Annotated in this window: 20 protein-coding genes; 13 read left to right on the forward strand and 7 right to left on the reverse strand. The window is 64.7% G+C overall.

Translation table 11 applies throughout. The features are described 5' to 3' along the window. Nucleotides 1-202, forward strand: a 202-nt coding sequence (locus ACXJ7R_RS09825; RefSeq protein ID WP_457151664.1) for a hypothetical protein, incomplete at its 5' end; no start/stop codon positions are given. Between the two features lie 26 nt (nucleotides 203-228). After that, a complete protein-coding gene (locus ACXJ7R_RS09830; protein WP_095091124.1) occupies nucleotides 229-372 on the forward strand; it encodes a hypothetical protein in 144 nt (47 codons plus the stop codon). Nucleotides 373-480: 108 nt separating this feature from the next. Here the strand turns inward: ACXJ7R_RS09830 and ACXJ7R_RS09835 are convergent, their stop codons facing one another. Beyond that, a complete protein-coding gene (locus ACXJ7R_RS09835) occupies nucleotides 481-1,173 on the reverse strand; it encodes a DUF2270 domain-containing protein (RefSeq protein ID WP_457151665.1) in 693 nt (230 codons plus the stop codon). Between the two features lie 62 nt (nucleotides 1,174-1,235). Then, nucleotides 1,236-2,450 (reverse strand): MFS transporter, encoded by a 1,215-nt coding sequence (locus ACXJ7R_RS09840; RefSeq protein WP_457151666.1) that lies wholly within the window; start codon nucleotides 2,448-2,450, stop codon nucleotides 1,236-1,238. A gap of 112 nt (nucleotides 2,451-2,562) precedes the next feature. On the opposite strand from ACXJ7R_RS09840, the gene ACXJ7R_RS09845 reads away from it, so the two are divergent. The 8 genes from ACXJ7R_RS09845 (at nucleotide 2,563) to ACXJ7R_RS09880 (ending at nucleotide 8,722) form a co-directional block, all read left to right on the forward strand. Next, nucleotides 2,563-3,471 carry a LysR family transcriptional regulator gene (locus ACXJ7R_RS09845; protein WP_457151667.1) on the forward strand — a complete coding sequence of 303 codons (909 nt, stop codon included), beginning with the start codon at nucleotides 2,563-2,565 and terminating at the stop codon, nucleotides 3,469-3,471. A gap of 252 nt (nucleotides 3,472-3,723) precedes the next feature. Beyond that, nucleotides 3,724-3,876 (forward strand): hypothetical protein, encoded by a 153-nt coding sequence (locus tag ACXJ7R_RS09850; RefSeq protein ID WP_167392362.1) that lies wholly within the window; start codon nucleotides 3,724-3,726, stop codon nucleotides 3,874-3,876. A gap of 144 nt (nucleotides 3,877-4,020) precedes the next feature. Then, complete coding sequence (locus ACXJ7R_RS09855; RefSeq protein ID WP_457151668.1) at nucleotides 4,021-5,001, forward strand: hypothetical protein; 981 nt, start codon at nucleotides 4,021-4,023, stop codon at nucleotides 4,999-5,001. Beyond that, nucleotides 5,001-6,035, forward strand: coding sequence for a hypothetical protein (locus tag ACXJ7R_RS09860; RefSeq protein WP_457151669.1), 1,035 nt, complete (start codon nucleotides 5,001-5,003; stop codon nucleotides 6,033-6,035). The genes ACXJ7R_RS09855 and ACXJ7R_RS09860 overlap by 1 nt, the downstream gene beginning before the upstream one ends. A 214-nt stretch (nucleotides 6,036-6,249) precedes the next feature. Then, nucleotides 6,250-6,966, forward strand: coding sequence for a gamma-glutamylcyclotransferase (locus ACXJ7R_RS09865; protein ID WP_457151670.1), 717 nt, complete (start codon nucleotides 6,250-6,252; stop codon nucleotides 6,964-6,966). Between the two features lie 80 nt (nucleotides 6,967-7,046). Further along, nucleotides 7,047-7,415 (forward strand): ArsR/SmtB family transcription factor, encoded by a 369-nt coding sequence (locus ACXJ7R_RS09870; protein ID WP_457151671.1) that lies wholly within the window; start codon nucleotides 7,047-7,049, stop codon nucleotides 7,413-7,415. After that, a complete protein-coding gene (locus ACXJ7R_RS09875) occupies nucleotides 7,412-7,945 on the forward strand; it encodes an SRPBCC family protein (protein WP_457151672.1) in 534 nt (177 codons plus the stop codon). The genes ACXJ7R_RS09870 and ACXJ7R_RS09875 overlap by 4 nt, the downstream gene beginning before the upstream one ends. 201 nt (nucleotides 7,946-8,146) lie before the next feature. Beyond that, nucleotides 8,147-8,722, forward strand: a complete 576-nt coding sequence (locus ACXJ7R_RS09880) for a dihydrofolate reductase family protein (protein WP_457151673.1) — start codon at nucleotides 8,147-8,149, stop codon at nucleotides 8,720-8,722. A 36-nt stretch (nucleotides 8,723-8,758) separates the two neighbouring features. Here ACXJ7R_RS09880 and ACXJ7R_RS09885 read toward each other — a convergent pair whose 3' ends face one another. The 5 genes from ACXJ7R_RS09885 to ACXJ7R_RS09905 form a co-directional block, all read right to left on the reverse strand. Beyond that, nucleotides 8,759-10,729 carry a glycoside hydrolase family 127 protein gene (locus ACXJ7R_RS09885; RefSeq protein ID WP_457151674.1) on the reverse strand — a complete coding sequence of 657 codons (1,971 nt, stop codon included), beginning with the start codon at nucleotides 10,727-10,729 and terminating at the stop codon, nucleotides 8,759-8,761. A 22-nt stretch (nucleotides 10,730-10,751) separates the two neighbouring features. Then, nucleotides 10,752-11,609, reverse strand: coding sequence for a carbohydrate ABC transporter permease (locus tag ACXJ7R_RS09890; RefSeq protein ID WP_457151675.1), 858 nt, complete (start codon nucleotides 11,607-11,609; stop codon nucleotides 10,752-10,754). Beyond that, the gene (locus ACXJ7R_RS09895; protein ID WP_457151676.1) at nucleotides 11,609-12,538 is read right to left on the reverse strand and encodes a carbohydrate ABC transporter permease; all 930 of its coding nucleotides are present in this window, start codon (nucleotides 12,536-12,538) and stop codon (nucleotides 11,609-11,611) included. The genes ACXJ7R_RS09890 and ACXJ7R_RS09895 overlap by 1 nt, the downstream gene beginning before the upstream one ends. A 195-nt stretch (nucleotides 12,539-12,733) precedes the next feature. Then, entirely contained in the window at nucleotides 12,734-13,981 is a 1,248-nt protein-coding gene (locus ACXJ7R_RS09900; RefSeq protein ID WP_457151677.1) for an ABC transporter substrate-binding protein, read from the reverse strand. 63 nt (nucleotides 13,982-14,044) lie between these two features. Beyond that, the gene (locus tag ACXJ7R_RS09905; RefSeq protein WP_457151678.1) at nucleotides 14,045-15,082 is read right to left on the reverse strand and encodes a LacI family DNA-binding transcriptional regulator; all 1,038 of its coding nucleotides are present in this window, start codon (nucleotides 15,080-15,082) and stop codon (nucleotides 14,045-14,047) included. Between the two features lie 267 nt (nucleotides 15,083-15,349). Between ACXJ7R_RS09905 and ACXJ7R_RS09910 the strand changes: the two genes are divergently transcribed. The 3 genes from ACXJ7R_RS09910 to ACXJ7R_RS09920 all read left to right on the forward strand — a co-directional run bounded on the left by ACXJ7R_RS09910 (nucleotide 15,350) and on the right by ACXJ7R_RS09920 (nucleotide 16,988). Next, a complete protein-coding gene (locus ACXJ7R_RS09910; RefSeq protein WP_457151679.1) occupies nucleotides 15,350-16,423 on the forward strand; it encodes a diguanylate cyclase domain-containing protein in 1,074 nt (357 codons plus the stop codon). A gap of 161 nt (nucleotides 16,424-16,584) precedes the next feature. Then, a complete protein-coding gene (locus tag ACXJ7R_RS09915; protein WP_457151680.1) occupies nucleotides 16,585-16,791 on the forward strand; it encodes a hypothetical protein in 207 nt (68 codons plus the stop codon). A gap of 5 nt (nucleotides 16,792-16,796) precedes the next feature. After that, complete coding sequence (locus ACXJ7R_RS09920; protein ID WP_095091138.1) at nucleotides 16,797-16,988, forward strand: hypothetical protein; 192 nt, start codon at nucleotides 16,797-16,799, stop codon at nucleotides 16,986-16,988. Nucleotides 16,989-17,000: the final 12 nt, after the last annotated feature.

The raw sequence follows: 17,000 nt of genomic DNA on the forward strand, positions 1-17,000 counted from the left end.
GAGCGGAACAGCTGCCCTCGACCGCATACGACGGCTCGCGATTGAGAAATGCGCGCTTGAACCAAATCCGCAGGCTAATGTCACCGGTGACGCCACCGCCGTGCCGGCGGCGCCGTTGTGCGGCGGCAGGAATGGTCGGCTATTTGATCTAATTTCTTTGCAGGCCGTTAATGCGGCCATGATGTTAATCAGCATTTGCTAATGAATCGTTCAAACCTAAGGCAAGCAATGACCAAGAATCTCGGCAATGCACGCCACACGCCGGCGAAGGCCCAGCAGGTCTCCCTTCTTGGCAAGGTCGCGCCGACGCTGTTTCCGCTGGTCGCGGCGGCGCTGGGCTACATGATCGGCAGGCAATTCTTCGGCATCTAGCGGGCTTGCCGCTGCCCGGCTTGGCGCACTCAAACGCCTCAGCGAACTGACCAGAACAACGCGCCGGCCGGCATTCGCGCTGCAGCCGCCGGTCGCCAGAGTTYGGCGTCAGACGTGGACGTCGCCGAAGGAAAGTTCGCCGTCGTCGCGGGCTGCGAAAAAGACGATGGCGAGCAGCCAGGCATAGAATGCCGCCACGACGACCACGATAACGACACCGGGAATGGGGCCAAGGGCGGCGCTTTCGACGGCCTCACGAAGCGAACCGACAAACCCGGTCTTGAGGCCCACGGTCTGAAGGCTGGGGGTCGATATCTTGACCACCCAGGCCAACAGCAGGATCAGGAACAGGTAGATGTAGTTTCGCCGCAGGCGTCGCGCCAGCGCAGCGCGCTGCGACAGCAGGAACTTCGGCGCGCGCAGGCCTTCGCCGACGATGAGCAGCCAGTCAGACGCAAAATCGGGCTGCGGGGAAAAGATCTGCGCGAAATAATGACGTTCGAACTGCCGCACGCGAGCCCGGTAGAAGTCGAAGAACCGATAGCGGCGCGCCTCGATCCACAGCAAAAGCAGGATCAGCAGCATGGCGAACAGCAGCACGCCGTGATGCGCACTGGCCGTGGACAGCGATACCGAAAGCAGCGCCGCCACCACAGTGATCGCCCAGTTCGTCGTCCGGTCGAGCCGGTCGCGCCATCCCGCCATGCGGGCGATCTCGGCGCGGTGAAAATGCGACAGCGTGTTCACGCGCTCCGTCGATGAAAGGACGAGGCCCGTGGGTTTTGCCGACGCATCGTTCATGACATCCTCCGGCAAGGACTAGAACACTTTGCCGGCAACATTGTTCCCTGTCGGTCACTCGGTTACTCGGTCCCGCCGATCCAGTCGACCAGGAGGGCGGCGAGACCGAAGGCGGCGGCGATGGCGCAGACCGCTGGCCATCCGCCCCAGGTCCAGGCGATGCCGGCCAGCATCGAACCGATGGCGCCACCAATGAAGAAGATGCCGACGAACAGACCGTTGAGGCGGCCGCGCGCCCTGGGCTGCAGCAGGTTGATGGCGCGGCGGCCAAGCGTCTGGTCGCCGGTGACGCCGATGTCGAGCAACACGGCGCCGATACCCATCGGCATCAAAGGTCCCCATGGGGCTTCCACCTGGACGGAGCCGGACCACGCCGCGAGCGCCATCGAGCCGACCAGCAAGAGGTGGCAGGCGATGGTGGCGGAACGCGTCCAGCCGCGATCGCCGGCGCGGCCGAACAACGGCGTCACCAGCGCGCCGCCGGCGCCGACCAGCGCGAACAGCGCAATGCCGCGCTGGCCGAGATCGAAGGGCGGCAAAGCCAGGCGCAACGCCACCGCCGTCCAGAACAGGCTGAACGCTGCCATCACCAGGGCCGCCGTCAGCGCCCGTCGCCGCAGCACCGGCTCGTCGCGCAGCAGGTGGAGCAGCGAGGCGATCAGCATGCCATAGGACGATCTCGCCGTCGGCCGCCGCCGCGGCAGGGTGAAGGCGAGCACGCAGGCGAGCATGACGAGGGCCGCGGCGCTGAGGCCGTAGAAGGCGCGCCAACCCCAGGCATCGGCGATCAGGCTGGCCAACGGGCGTGCCAGCAGGATGCCAACCATCAACCCGCTCATGACATCGCCTATGACGCGGCCATCCTGTCCGGGCGGAGCCATCGAGGCGGCGATCGGCACCAGGATCTGGATGGCCGAGCAGGCAGCACCGAGGATGAACAGGACGATCAGCAGCGCGGCGGCGGTGGGCACCAGTGCGGCGACGCCGGCCGCCAGGGCCGCCGCGATCAGCATGCGCAGGATCAGGATGCTGTTTTCCGAGAGGTCGGCAAGCGGCACCAGGAAGAACAGGCCGGCGGCGTAGCCGAGCAGGGTGGCCATCGCGACGAGGCCGGCGCTTGCCACACTGGTGCCGAGCGATGGCCCGATCAGGCCGACCAGCGTCTGCGGGGCGAACAGATTGGTGACGATGATGCCGACCGCGGTGGCAAAGAGCAGTGTCTGCGGGCCGGTTATGGTCGCGGCCGGCCCGGCCACCTCATCAACCGTCTTAGGCATTGGCGTATCAGGCATTGGGTCCTCAGCAAACTGCATATCGTGGGAAGACTTTATGCCGAAGCATTATCATGCTACAATTGAATCAATTCGATAATGATTATGCGAGGAGCGCATGAACATCCATGATCTCGAAGCTTTCATTGCCGTGGTCGAAACCGGCTCGATCGTCGGTGCCTCGGCCAGGCTCAACCTCACCCAGCCGGGCGTGACGCGCCGCATCCAGAATCTGGAAGACGGGCTGGCGACGGCGCTGCTCGACCGCCAGTCGAAGCCGCTGAAGCCGACCGCCACCGGCCGCGAGGCCTATGAGCATGGCCGCCGTGTGCTGCGCTCGCTCGAAGATCTCAAGGCTGGGGTGTCGCCGCAAGGCGAGGTCAGGGGCGAGTTCCGGCTGGGCATCATGCCCTATCTCTCGGATGCCGCGCTGGCGCTGCCGCTCGACAGCCTGCGCGCGGCCTTTCCGCAGTTGACGCTGCGCATCACCTCCGGCTGGTCGCCGAGACTGGTGGAGCAGGTGGCGCGCAGCGAGCTTGACGCGGTCGCGGTGTGCCTCGCCGAGGGCGTGGCGCCGCCGGACGAACTGGTCCAGGACGATCTCGGCCTGCAGTCGGTGCTGCTGGTAGCGTCGCGCGGCCTTGGCGTGCCGCGGCCCGCCGACCTTGCGTCGCTGTCTCGCTTCCCCTGGGTGATGAACGAAAACGGCTGCGGGTTTCGCGCCTTCATCCGCCAGAGTTTCGAGGGCGCAAGGCTGCCGTTCCAGGTCGGGGTGGAGGCGCTCAGCGTCGACCTCAGAATGTCGCTGGTGGCGCGCGGCCACGGCATCGGTATCGTCACGCCGGGTGCCTTCGCCGACAGCCGGTGGCGTGACGCGGTCGAGGTCATCGACTGTCTGGACTTCAAGCCGCAGGTGCGCGCCTGGCTGCTGCATCGCCCGCCGGCCGGTCGGCTCGGCCGACCCATCGCGCTGTTTCGCGACGCGCTGATCGAAGGGCTTGAGGTGCCGATGCCCCTGGTGTCGTAGTGCGGGTGGACCACAATTTGCAAAAACGACCCTGAAATGATTGAGATACAAAGATTTTCTTCAGACGTACATCAATAAGCCGGCACAATTTTTAGGCAATCTTTAGACAACATGTCGATTGCCGCAGGTCATGCTGGCAAATGGTTCTTTGTCGGATTCGTCCGAGACGGCAATGATTCATTGCTTGACACTGGGCCAAGATGAAGAGCTATGCTGGATCACGCTCAAAAGTTCGCACGGGGGAATCTGTACATGGATTTCATCGAGAGGTGGTTGGGTATTTCACCTGACGGCGGCGACGGATCGACCGAAGCTCTCTACATACTTGCCGTTGTCGCAATATTGGCGCTTGTCTTCCACAAGCGCATCGTGCAGTTCGCGCGCGGTTTCTTCGCGCGCAAATAGCCAGCGTACCGTTCAAGTTCCGCTTTATTCGTGTGACCAGAGTTACAAGCGGCACCAGTCGTCCAACCAGTCCAAAGCGCTGTTGCCGCGCGAATCCCGTCGCTAATCAGGCGTTGCCCTGCGTTAGCTTCAGAAAGGGAGTCGATGCGTGGAATAGCGGCAATCCTGCGAGCACTGTTCTCCGCCTGGATTCCAGCGCTGATCGAGATGGCTCACCGCTTCTGTCGCCGGTGGCGGCTGGGGGGTGACCGTCGGGTCGACCAGAAGGGGTCCCGGGCACATTGCGTGCCAATCGACCATCCTGCATTCTGCCGGCCCGATCCGCTGATCTACGATCAATACTATCTGATCGGCCTTGGCCTCGCGGTGACCTGGGACAATCCCGACATTGAGGTGCGCCAGGGTGGGGTGCCCGTTCCCGCCGGCAAGTTGCAGGCTGACACCGACTACGAGGTGCGCGTCCGCGTCTGGAACGCCTCCAAGGATGCCGTCGTCGTCAAGATGCCGGTTCACCTGTCCTATCTGTCGTTCGGCATCGGAACCGTGTCGAATCCGATAGACACCCGGCCGGTCTCGGTAGGGGTGATCGGATCCGCCAGCCAACCCGGGTTCGTCTCCTTCGACTGGCATACGCCTCGGGAAGCAGGTCACTATTGCCTGCAGGCCTTGCTCGACCCGGCCGACGATGCCAACTTCGCCAACAATCTCGGACAGAAAAACACCGATGTCGGGCTGGCGCAGTCGCCGGCGACATTTCAATTCGAGCTGCGCAACGCCACCCGCCGGCCGCACCGGTATCGCTTCACCGTCGATGCCTACACCATTCCGCCGCTCAACCCCTGCCGTGACGACCGCCAACCGACAGAGGAGGCCGTCAAGGCCGAGCAGAAGCGCCGGCTGGCGGCACATTTGCCGGCGGTTCATCCGCTGCCGCCTGGCTGGAAGGTCGAGATTTCCCCTGACCACCCGTCGCTGGCACCGGGCGAACAGGTGACGATCACGGCGGTCGCCACCCCGCCGAACGGCTGGACCGGCCGGCAAGCCCTCAATTTGAATGCGTTCGACGAGGGTGAGCACGCCAGCGGCGGCGTCACCTTGACCGTCCTCAGCAGAGTGGAGCCGTGATGGCCACCGACGACAAATCCTGGACCACGTGCACGACAGCGGACAAGGTGATCTCGGTCAACCAGTACATCAGCGCGGCGATCACCAGCGGCATATTCGCGGCCGTGATGGCTGTGGTGCTGATTGCGATGGGCGAACCGTGGTGCTTGCCGATTGCGCTTGTGGTGACCGGGATTGTCTGGATTCTCGCCTATTGCGACTGGTGGCTCAACAACCGGCTGGTTTGTCTCGGCGACAAGAGCCCGGTCAGCGTCGTCGGCATGGTCATCAGCATCGAGCCGCCGTCGGAGAAGACATGGCCCGGAAGCCTGGACTCCGACTACAGCCTCAACCTGCTGCTGCCGAACAACCCCGTCGGCGTCAGCCAGGCCGTTGCCGGCGCCAGCGTTCCGTTCGGCTATCTGATGGCTGAAACCGCCACCACCTCCTCGCACGGCTTGCTGTTCACCGGGAATCCGGCGGAGGACAAGGCGACCGGGGTAAAATCAGAGGCACTGCACGTGGAGTTCGAGGGCGCGTCGATCCACGACCTGCAGACCGTCAACATCCTCGCGCTGATTGCAGCCCTGACGGCGCTGGCGCTCTGCATGTCGGGCGTCGGCGTGGTCGTTGCCTACATCCTGGCGCTTCTCGCCTTGCTTGCCGCACTGCTTGGCGCGGCCTTCAGCAGTTCGGACACGGCCAGCCCGAGCGATGCCGGCCTGCCCAGCATCGAGGTCAACAAGGGCGATGGAACCGGAGCGACAATCCTGGGTGTGACCGGCCGATGGGTCTATGATGCCGGACATATCCACGACAGCTTTCATGAAGGCCACAACGAACTGCATCCGGTCCAACAGGCGCAGATCCTGGGAGGGCCGTGGGACGGTGACTGGCCCCCCGATATCGACGGGATCATTCGCGGCTACCAGGATGGCTACGCGCAATCCCAGGATCCGCTCACCAAGGAGCAGCAGGCGCGGCCCGGCTCCAAATGGTCGGTCCATCCCTATGTCGACGGCTGCAACGACCGGCCGGATCATCCTCCGCACTAGGTCGTTGCAGGCGACGACACCGAGGAGCTTCTGGGTCCGGTCGCGAGCTTGCGCATGCACGCATACAGGCAGGGCCGTCGCGTCCGGCGCGTTAGGGCAGTCGATACTTACGAATCCTTTCAGGCGGTTGTGCGCGCCGGTTCAGATTTTGAGTCCGCGCCTTGAGAATCTCCTCGCCCTTGGGCAACATGGCGGCCATGCCTGAGACGCGAGAATGAACAAGCCGATTTCCGCCGCATCGCCGCGCAAGGCGACGATGTCGCTGACCGAGGCGCTCGTTGCCCGCACGATGCGTGCGGTCGAAGATGCCGGGCCGACGCCGGGCATGGTCTACATGACCGACGCCGACTATGCGCGCATCCGCGATGAGGTGCTGGCCGGCGCGCCGCCTGGACCCGTAAAACTGTTCGCCTATGGCTCGCTGCTGTGGAAGCCGGTCGGCGAGGTGAGGGGCGGCGAGCGTGCGGTTGCGACCGGCTGGCATCGTTCGTTCTGTTTTACGGTCAAGCGCTTCCGGGGCACGGTCGAGCAGCCAGGTCTGATGATGGCGCTCGACCGCGGCGGCCAGTGCCAGGGCATGGTTTTTGAGATCGCCGAGCCGGTGGCAGCCAACCTGGAAGCGCTGCTGCGCCGCGAGATGACCGTCCTGCCGGCTGTCAACGTGCCGCGCTGGCTGCAGGTCAGGACAGAAGGCGGCATGAGCCGCGCGCTCGGTTTCGTCGTCGATCCGGCCAATCCGCGCTATGCCGGCAAACTCGACAAGCAGGCGATCGCGGCGACGCTGGCCAGGGCCGTCGGCCACTGGGGTTCGGGTGCGGAATATCTGTTCGAGACGATCCGCCATCTCGAAGCTTGCGGCATCCGCGACCGCAATCTGTGGCAGTTGCAGGAACTGGTGGCCGAGGAGATCGGTCGTACCGACGCCGGCTGAAGCTAGCCATTTTCAGCGCCGCCAAATAATATTCAACCAAACGGTTGACAATCAAAAGCCGCACACGCATATTCAACCACATGGTTGAATTACTTACATACGAGATGGATCAGGTCTTTCACGCCCTTGGCGACGCGACTCGCCGGCAGATGCTGCGCGAACTCGCCGGTGGCGGGCGCACGGTGAGCCAGCTGGCTGAACCGTTCGCGATGTCGCTGGCGGCTGCTTCCAAGCACATCAAGGTGCTGGAAAATGCCGGGCTGATCCGTCGCGAAGTGCTCGGCCGCACGCATATCTGCCACCTCGAGGCTGGTCCGCTGGCCAGCGCGCATGAGTGGCTTGGAGCCTACTCGCGCTTCTGGACGGGGCGGCTCGACATATTGGAACGATTGCTGCGCGAAGACGATGCGCGCAAATCCTCGACGCAGAAGAAGGGAGACGAGACATGACCGATCGACATGCCGAGAATGGCTATGGCGTGCTGACCGAGCCGGCCACGTTGACGATCGAACGGCTGCTGCCCGGCCCGGCCGAGCGCATCTGGGGCTACATCACCGACCCAGAACTGCGCCGCCAATGGCTGGCCGCCGGCCCCATGGGAAGCGAGGCCGGCTCGCCCTTCGAACTCACCTGGCGCAACGACGAACTGACCGAGCCGGCCGGCGAGCGCCCGCCAGGATTTCCGGCTGTGCACACGATGCCGRGTGAGATCACCGAGATCGATCCGCCGCACCGGCTCGGCATCACCTGGGGCAGCACCGGCGGCGTCACTTTCGCACTGACCCCGCAAGGCAAGGATGTGCTGCTTACCATCGTCCATCGCCGCCTGGGTGACCGCTCGCTGATGCTCAACATCGCCCCCGGCTGGCACATGCATCTCGACATTCTCGCCGCGAGGCTGCGCGGAGAACAGCCGGAGCCGTTCTGGGACGGCTGGGCGAGATTGAGGCTGGACTACGACCGACGCCTGCCGGCCTGAGCAGGAGAAACACGAAACCCGTGGAAAGGAGACGATAGCGCCGGACACTTCGAGACTTGCCTGACCGATGCTTGATGAGCGGGCGATTGCCCGCATGACGACCGCTGCCCTGCAGCGACATTTCCCAACACTTCCCGAAATTTTTTGAACCGCCGGCCCGCGGGCCGCACAACCGCGCCTTTGTGCGCCAAGGAGAATGCCATGCGTAAATTGATCGCCGCCATGAAGATTTCCGTCGACGGCAAGGCGGAGGGGCCGACCGGCATCGCCGACTGGGTGCATGCCTGGTCGGAGGATTATGGGCTGACGGATCAGGTCGATGCCTGCGTGCTCGGTGGCCGCATGTATCCGGGCTACGAGCAGTACTGGACCGCGATCCAGAGCGCGCCCAACGAGCCGCTGCCGATGACCGGTAAGCCAGCGGCGCGGGAAGAGCTGCCCTGGGCACGCTTTGCCGCCAAAACGCCGCACTATGTGCTGTCGAACACGCTGAAGTCAGCCAACTGGCCGATGACGCGTTTTCTCAGGTCCAACGACGATGTCGCGGCACTGAAGCGCCAGCCCGGCAAGGACATCTATTTGATGGGCGGCTCGACCATCGTCGACAGCCTTACCGAGGCCGGGCTGGTCGACGAGTTGCGCCTCGTCCTCTATCCGCTGATTGCCGGCGAGGGCAAGGTGCTGTTTTCGACGACGGCTCAGCGGCGCGACCTGGAACTGACCAAAGTCGAGCAATTGCCGGGCGGGCGGCTGAGCCTGATCTACAAGATCGGCTGAGCGCTCAGAGCCTGTTTGGAAACTCCACAGGCTGTCTCACCCGTCCCTGAGCCAGACCAGCATTTCGCCGGGCTCGCGGTTGTCCCAGGCGAAATAAGGAATGGCGGTCAGGCGGGTTTGAGTGGTGGCCGGCGGCGCTGGCCGGTAGAGCCCGCTTTGCCAGCCGCCGCCGGCATCGGCTTGCGCGGTGGCCGACAGCGTCACCATCCCGCCGAGAAGCTCCGGCCGTTGCTGCGCTTCGACATCCGCCGTCCTCGGCAGCGTCAGGCGATGCAGCTGGCTTTCATTGTCGGTCGCCTCGACGCAGTAGATCAGCGGACCGCGCGACAACGCGACACGGCCGGCATCCTGCCGCACCTGCGGGTTGGCGTAAAGCCGCTCGATCGGCATTTCGAGATCGAGCAGGACGCGGTCGCCCTTCTTCCACGTGCGCCGGATCGCGGCATAGCCGTCGCTGGTGACATCCTCCAGGCCGACCGGGTCGCCGTTCACCCTCATTTCGGCGCCGGTGCTCCATGCCGGGATGCGCAAGTGGAGTGTGAACTCCACCGGTGCCTGCGGTTCGAGCGTGATCTCGACGGCGCCGTCCCAGGGATAACGGCTCGCCTGCGTCAGGCTCACCGGGGTGCCTGATATGTCGAAACGGGCGGTCGAGTCGCCATAGAGATGCACGGCAACAGCATCGTCGGCCAGGCTGTAGAAATAGCTGCCGATCGAGGCGACCATACGCCCGATATTGGGCGGGCAGCAGGGGCAACGGTGCCATTTCCAGCGGTTATGCTTGCCCCGGCTTTCGAGTGGATTCTCGTAGAAGAACAGCGAGCCGTCGAGCGACAGGCCCGAGATCGAGCCATTGTAGAGGGCGCGCTCCATGATGTCGGCGTAGCGGGCGTTCGGCCCCATGCCGAGCATGCGGCTGGCCCAGAACACCAGCCCGACCGCGGCGCAGGTCTCGGCATAGGCGCTCTCGTTGGGCAGGTCGTAATCGCTGGTGAAACCCTCATTGTCCGCCGACGGCCCCAGTCCGCCGGTGATGTAGAGGCTCTTGGTGGTGACATCGTCCCACAGCCGGTCGAGTGCCGTCCGCAGCGTGTCGTCGCCATATTCGGTGGCGATGTCGGCCATGCCCGAATAGAGGTACATTGCCCTGACCGCATGGCCGACGACCTTGTCCTGCTCGCGCACCGGAATGTGCGACTGGTTATACTCATAGGTCTTGAAGTGGAAATCCTTCGGATCGGCACCGCGGGCGCGCGCCTCCTCGTCGAAGTAATGTGGCTGCTGGCCGCGCTGGTCGATGAAGTATTTCGCCAGCTCCATGTATTTCTGCTCGCCGGTCACCCTCGCCAGCTTGACCAGCGCCAACTCGATCTCCTCGTGGCCGCAAAAGCCGTGTTTCTGGCCGGACCGCGGTCCCAGCACCGTGGCGATATGGTCGGCGAAACGGCACATCACATCGAGCAGTTTGCGTTTTCCGGTGGCCTGGTAGTAGGCGACCGCGCCTTCGATCAGGTGGCCGGCGCAATAGAGTTCATGGCAGTCGCGCAGATTGGTCCAGCGCTGGCCAGGCTGGATGCGCTGATACCAGCTCGAGAGGTAGCCGTCCGGCTGCTGCAGCTTCTCATACATGTCGATGACGGCATCGATCTTCTTCTCCAGATCGGGGTTCTTGCGCCGGTAGAGCGAATAGGCCGCGGTCTCGATGGTCTTGCCCCAGTCGGAATCCCAGAACATCTGCGTCGTCACCGTGCTGGCGGTGAAGCCGTCGCTGACATGGAAGGGGATGACGACACCGGGCGAGGGCCGGTCAGGGTCGATCTGCTCCAGCATGCGGGCCTCGACACAGCGGTCGTAAAGGATGCCGGCGGTGGCGCTGGCGACGGCGTCGGCGCGGTCGCCCCAAAAACCCTGCACGTGGACCTGCGGCACCGGCAGCGGGCGGAAGGCGAGCTTGGGTTTGCCCGTCTTGCCCGCTCCGACGGTTTGGGTGGATGGCGATGCGGTCATGAACTTACTCCATTCGGTCGAATTACTTGACGGCTCCGGCCATCAGGCCGCGGATGTAGAAGCGCTGCAGAACCAGGAACAGGATGAGGCACGGCACCATCATCACGGTGACGCCCGCCTGCACCGCGCCCCAGTCGATGGCGCCGAAACGGCCCGACTGAAGTGCTGTCATCATCACCGGCAGCGTGAATTTGGACTGGTCGGTCATCAGCACCAGCGCGGCGAGGAACTCGTTCCAGGCGCCGAGAAAGGCAAACAGCGCGATGGTGACGACACCCGGCCAGACCAGCGGCAGCATCACCWTCACAAGCATGGTGAGATTGCCGGCGCCGTCCATGCGGGCGGCTTCCTCGATCTCGCGCGGCACCGCGTCGAAGGCGTTGCGCATCATGAAGATCGAGAACGGCAGTTGCAGCGTCACATAGACGCCGACCAGGCCGGTCAGCGTGTTGTGCAGGCCAAGCTTGGTCAGCACCAGGAAGATCGGCGTCAGGATCGACTGGAACGGGATCATGATCGTCGACAGGATGAGGACGAAGAACAGGTCCTTGAACGGGAACCGGAACCGCGAAAAGCCATAGCCGGCCAGCACGCTGACGGCGACCGACAGCACGACGGTCATCACCGAGACATAGATGCTGTTCTGCGCCGAGATCCAGAGCCCGTCACCGAAGCTGTTGAGCGTGACATAGTTCTCCAGCGAGACGCCCGACGTTGGCCACGGCGGCAGGGGCGGCAGGCGCGCTTCCTGCGCCGGCTTGAAGGCCGACAGCACCGCCCACACGATCGGCGCCGCAAACAGCACCGAGGCGATGATGCCGGTCGAATGCTCGGCGATGCGGGCGGCGAGCCTGCGGTTGCGGGAGGTGGCCTGCGCCATCAGTCGAGACCCTCCGGCTTGCGCAGCAGCCACAGCTGGACGAGGCTGAGCGCCACCAGGATGACCAGCAGGACCATGGACAGCGCGGCGCCATAGCCGAGCTTGAACGACACGAAGGACTGGTTGAAGATCCAGTAGACTGCCGTCAGCGTCTGGTTGCGCGGGCCGCCGCGCAGGATGATGTAGAACTGGTCGAAGGCGAGGATCGAGCCGGCGACCGACAGGATCAGCGCCAGCGCCAGCGTGCGGCGCATCAGCGGCAGCGTGATCGCCCTGAACCGGGCGAACGGCCCGGCGCCGTCGATGACCGCCGCCTCCTGCAGATCCTGCGGGATCGATTGCAGGCCGGCCATCAGGATGATCATGGTGAAGCCGGCGACCTTCCAGACGACCATGGCGATGATCGACCAAAAGGCCGGCTGGAAAGTGGCCAGCAGGTTGAACTTCCTGTCGATCAGGCCGAGATCGTAGGCGGCCGGGCTGAACAGGCCGGAATCGACGTTCAAGAGCCATGACCAGAGCAGGCTGGCCGAGGCAAAGCCGACAACCGCCGGCATGAAGAACATGGTGCGATAGAGATTGGTCAGCGGCCGCGGCCGTTCGACGAACAGCGCCAGCGGAAACGCCACCGCGAAGATCGCGATGGTGACGACCAGTGTGTACCAGCCAGTGAAGCGCAGCGCATTCCAGAACCTGGTGTCGTGCAGGATCGCGACATAGTTGCCGAGGCCGATATAGCTGCGCTCGCCCATCAGCGGCCAGTTGTGCAGCGACATCCACGCCGTCATGCCGAGCGGGATGAGGAAGAAGACGACGACCAGCGCGACGGCCGGCGCGACATAGAGCAGGCCGATCCACTGCCGGCGGCCGGCGCCGGTGAGCTTTCGGGCGCGTGGTGGGGCAGGGGTTTCTGCTGTGATGGAGGTCATGCTTGCTCTTCCGTTGCATCCGGCGCGCCGCCCAACCTCCCCCTTGTGGGGAGGTTGGACCGCAGGTCCGGGTGGTGGGCCGGCGCCGCCCGCACCCCGCTGCTTCGCAGAGACCCTTCCCACAAAGGGGGAGGGTAAGGAGCGGCGCGCCGGCCACCCGCCCAGGGAGACAGGCGGGTGGCCGGCAGGCGTCCGCTACTTCTGCGGCGCCTGGTCTATGATCGACTGCATCGTCTCCTGGGCATTGGCGATGGCGCCGTCGACATCGTCGCCGAAGAAGACCTCGTTGATCATCTGCGTCCACGGACCGTTGGCGGAGTTGATCAAATCGTTGAACACCACGGAATAGGGGGTGCGACCCTTGGCCATGGCCTCGGCGGCGATCTGGTAACGCGGATCGAGATCCTTCAGCGCTTCCTTGGCGATGTCACCACGCACCGGCAGGCTGCCGTACTTGGCCAGGATGGTCTGGCCCTCGAGCGAATAGGCGAAATCGAGGAACTCCTTCACCACGGCGAGTTTCGGGGTGCCCTTGGTGACGACGAAATTGTCACCGCCAGCAAAGGACGACCAGCCGCTTTCCTTGCCCGGCAGGAAGGTAACGCCGTAGTCGACATCGGGATACTGGGTGTTGAGCGCGCCGATGGCGAAGGCGCCGGACGGCGAGATGCCGATATTGCCGGCGGCGAACGCGGCAAAGAAGTTGGCCCCGGTATCGGTCTGCGCGCCTGCCGGCACCAGGTCCTTCTTGACCATAGAGCGGTAGAGGTCGATGGCGCCGCGCAGTTGCGGGCTGTCCAGCGTCGCCTTCGAGCCATCCTCGCTGAGGATATCACCGCCCGACGCCCAGATCAGCGGCGTGAAGGTGAAGATGTTGCAGCCGCCGCAATTGCCGGAGAAGTAGAAGCCCTTGATGTTGCCGCCGAGCGCGTTGACCTTCTCGGCGTCGGCGGCGATCTCGGCCCAGTTGGTCGGGCCTTTTTCGGGATCGAGGCCGGCCTGCTTGAACAGCTTCTTGTTCCAGATCAGCACCGAGGCGTCGGCCGAGAACGGCAGGCCGTAGATGTGGTCCTTGTAGGTGCCGGTCTTCACATGCGCCGGCGACAGGCTGGAGAAATACGGCAGCGATTTCGCCCAGTCGGTGATGTCCTCGAGCTGACCGGCGGCGGCGAAGGACGGGGTGTAGATCAGGTCGAGCGACAGCGCATCGGGCGCTGTGCCACCGGCGGCCGCCGCACCATATTTCGGGATGATCTCGGCATTGGGGATGATGTCCAGCTTGATCTGGTTGGTGTGCGCCTTGTTGTAGGCATCGACGATCCTCGGCATGAAATTCGAGCCGTCGGCGCGCACCCAGATGTTGGCCGTCTCGGCGGCCGCGGCACTGATGCCGCCACCCAGTACGGCAGCGGCCAGGGCCAGTTTGGCAATCAGGTTCCTCATGTTCTCCTCCTCCAGGGTTCGCCGCGGTCCGCGGCTTGGCACCGATCGCGCGGCGCGTGGTTTTCAGCCATCCAGCGGATGGCCGCATGACTGCCGCACCACCAGCCGGCACGGCAGTTTTCGAATGCCCGGCGCGGCGGGCTTGCCGCCGACCAGCGACAACAGGGTCAGCCCCGCCTCGCGCCCGAGGGCGACCAGGTTCATGTCGACGGAGGTCAGCGGCGGGCGCGTCGCTTCGGCCAGGATCTCCCAATTGTCGAAACCGATGACGCCGACATCGCCGGGAACGCCGAGGCCGCGTTCGCGCAAGGCATCGATGACACCGCGTGCGATCTGGTCGTTGCCGCAAAAGACGGCGTCCGGCCTTTCATTCTTGCTGTCGAACAGCTGCGCCACCGCCTCGTGACCCCAGGCTTCCGACCAGGCGCCGAGCAGCGGCTCGGTGACCGGCAAGCCGTTTTCGGCCAGCACGTCGCGGTAGGCCTGGGCTCGCGCATGCACCACGGCAAAGCTTGCCGGCCCCGTTACATGGGCGATGCGCTGGCGGCCGAGCCGGCACAGATGCTCGACCGCCAGCCGCGCGCCGCCGGCATCGTCCGAGACGAAGGCGATGGCGTCGGGATCGGGCTGCGTGAAGGCATAGATCACCGGGACCCGCAGATTGCTGAGGTCGACCGGCAGATGGCGGTCGATGCGCTTGCCGGTGGCGATGATGCCGTCGACGCGCTTGTCGAGCATGGCGTCGACATGCATCTGGCCGAGGCGCGGATCCTCCTCGACATTGCACAGGAACACCGAGACGCCATTGTCGACCAGCGCGTCCGAGATGCCCGACATCAGCGGCAGCGAGAAGCGGCCATAGGTATCGTTGGTGAGCAGGCCGACGGTGAAGCTGCGCCGCCTGAGCAGGCTCTGCGCCAGGCTGTTGGGCCGGAAGCCGAGACGCCGGGCGGTCTCGCGAATACGCTCGCGCGTCTCGGCGGTCATGCGCCCCTGGTCGTTGAGCGCCTTGGAAGCGGTGGCGACGCTGACGCCGGCCTGCGCCGCCACGTCACGCAAGGTGACTGGCTTGGAAAAGACCGGGACAGGCTCCGATGCCATCGCGTCAAAAATCCTTAGTTGGGAAAAGGTTTTCTCTTACAATCCAGAGAAAGAGCCAGCCTTGCGGCCAACCCAGTCAAAACTGTTGGAAAAACCTTTTCTCAAATGAGGCTAGGCTACATCCAGAGCTTGTTCAAGGGAAAAATTGCCGGCGCCCGTGGGTGGGATTTTCGCGGCAAAATTCCGGTGAAGCCCGGCCACCCGTCAGTGAAGTGTTAATCGCTTGCGCGCCATGGTGGTCGCCCGCCAGGACAGCAGAGCTCCGCCATGCCCGATACGCCCTACACCCCGAAAGGCCCGGCGCGAACCGATGTCTCGCAGCTCGGCAGGGGGGCAAGGCACGACAGCCGCTCCGACGAACGCCGCCAAGCCGCCACGATCGCCCGGCTCAAGGCGGAAATCGCGGCGCAGGCCGAACTGATTGCCAGGCAAGAGCTTTCATTGGCCCACAGCCGCAAGATCTTCGACCGCGCCTCGGCGGCAGCGCGCCTCGGCGTCTGGGAATGCAGCCTGCCCGACGAGCGGCTTACCTGGACCGACGTGGTCTATGACCTGTTCGACCTGCCGCGCGGCTCAGCGCTCGATCGCTCGGAGATCATCAAGTGTTATCCGGCGGAGTCGCGCAAGGCGTTGGACAGCCTGCGCGGCCGGGCGATCGCCGAGCGCAACGGCTTCACCCTCGATGCCGAGATCACCACCCTTGCCGGCTGCAGCCGCTGGATCCGCATCACCGCGACGGTCGAGTGCGAGGACGGCGTTCCGGTGCGGATCTTCGGCATGAAGCAGGACATCACCGAGGAAAAGATCCTGTCTGACCGGATGCGCTATCTGGCCGAATATGACGTCATGACGGGGCTGGCCAATCGCGGCCGGTTCCAGGCGCGGCTTGCGCATACGGACGAGGGCCGCCCGCTCGGCGCGCTGCTGCTGATCGATCTCGACGGCTTCAAGGCCGTCAACGACACGTTCGGCCATGTCGTCGGCGACGAATGCCTGAAGGCGGCCGCTGAGCGGCTTGCCGGCAGTTGCGGCGAGGCGGATCTGGTGGCGCGCGTCGGCGGCGACGAGTTCGCGGTCTTGCTCGGCCCGCATCTCGACCGCGGCGCGGTCTCCGGCCTGGCGCGCGGCATCATCGAGGCGATGGGCAAGCCGGTCAGCGCTTGCGGCCAGTCGCTCAGGCTCGGCGCCTCGGTCGGCATCGCCTTCGCCCAGGCTGGCGCCCCATGCGACCTGTTCATGCAGGCCGATACCGCGCTCTATGCCGCCAAGGCGGCAGGGCGCAACACGTTCCGCATCTTCAAGTCCGACCCCGCCGCGAAGGGTCGCAGCGCCGCGGCCTGAGGGCCGGCGTGTTGTCCGGCCTTAGTCGACGGGCGCCGCGCATCTTTCACCAACGCCGTCCCTATCTGCATTTGGCATGCAGGGCGCTCGAGAAAAGAGTGCTATGCAAGGTAAGGGAGCATTCTTGCTCCGGCTCCTTCCCCGACATTCGAGGTCATTTCGTGCGTGAACCGTCACTGCTGCCTGTGTTTGGAAAACTTGGCGTCAAGGCGCCTGTCGCCACCGTCGCGGCGCCGGCTTCGTCGGCAGGTGTCGCGTTGCGGCTGCGGGATTTTCTGGCCACACATGGCGGCATGGTGCTGAAACTGTCGGTCATCGCCTGGACGGTGCTGATCCTGGCGGCGGTGTTTTTCATGATACAGGGCTGACCGGCATGGCCAACCGCTACGCGCTGCGCATGGAGCTGCCCCAGAGCTGGACCATCATCGATGTCTTCACCGGCCAGCCTGCCGTGATCCGGCAAAAGGTGATGGTCGGGATGGGCCCGCGCGAGGCCGAGGACATGGTCGTGCAGATGAACGTCCGTGACGTCAAGCGCCGGGAGAGAGCAGAGCGCAAGTCCTGACCTGTGCCGCCG

The organism is Mesorhizobium sp. P5_C1, assembly GCF_054049815.1.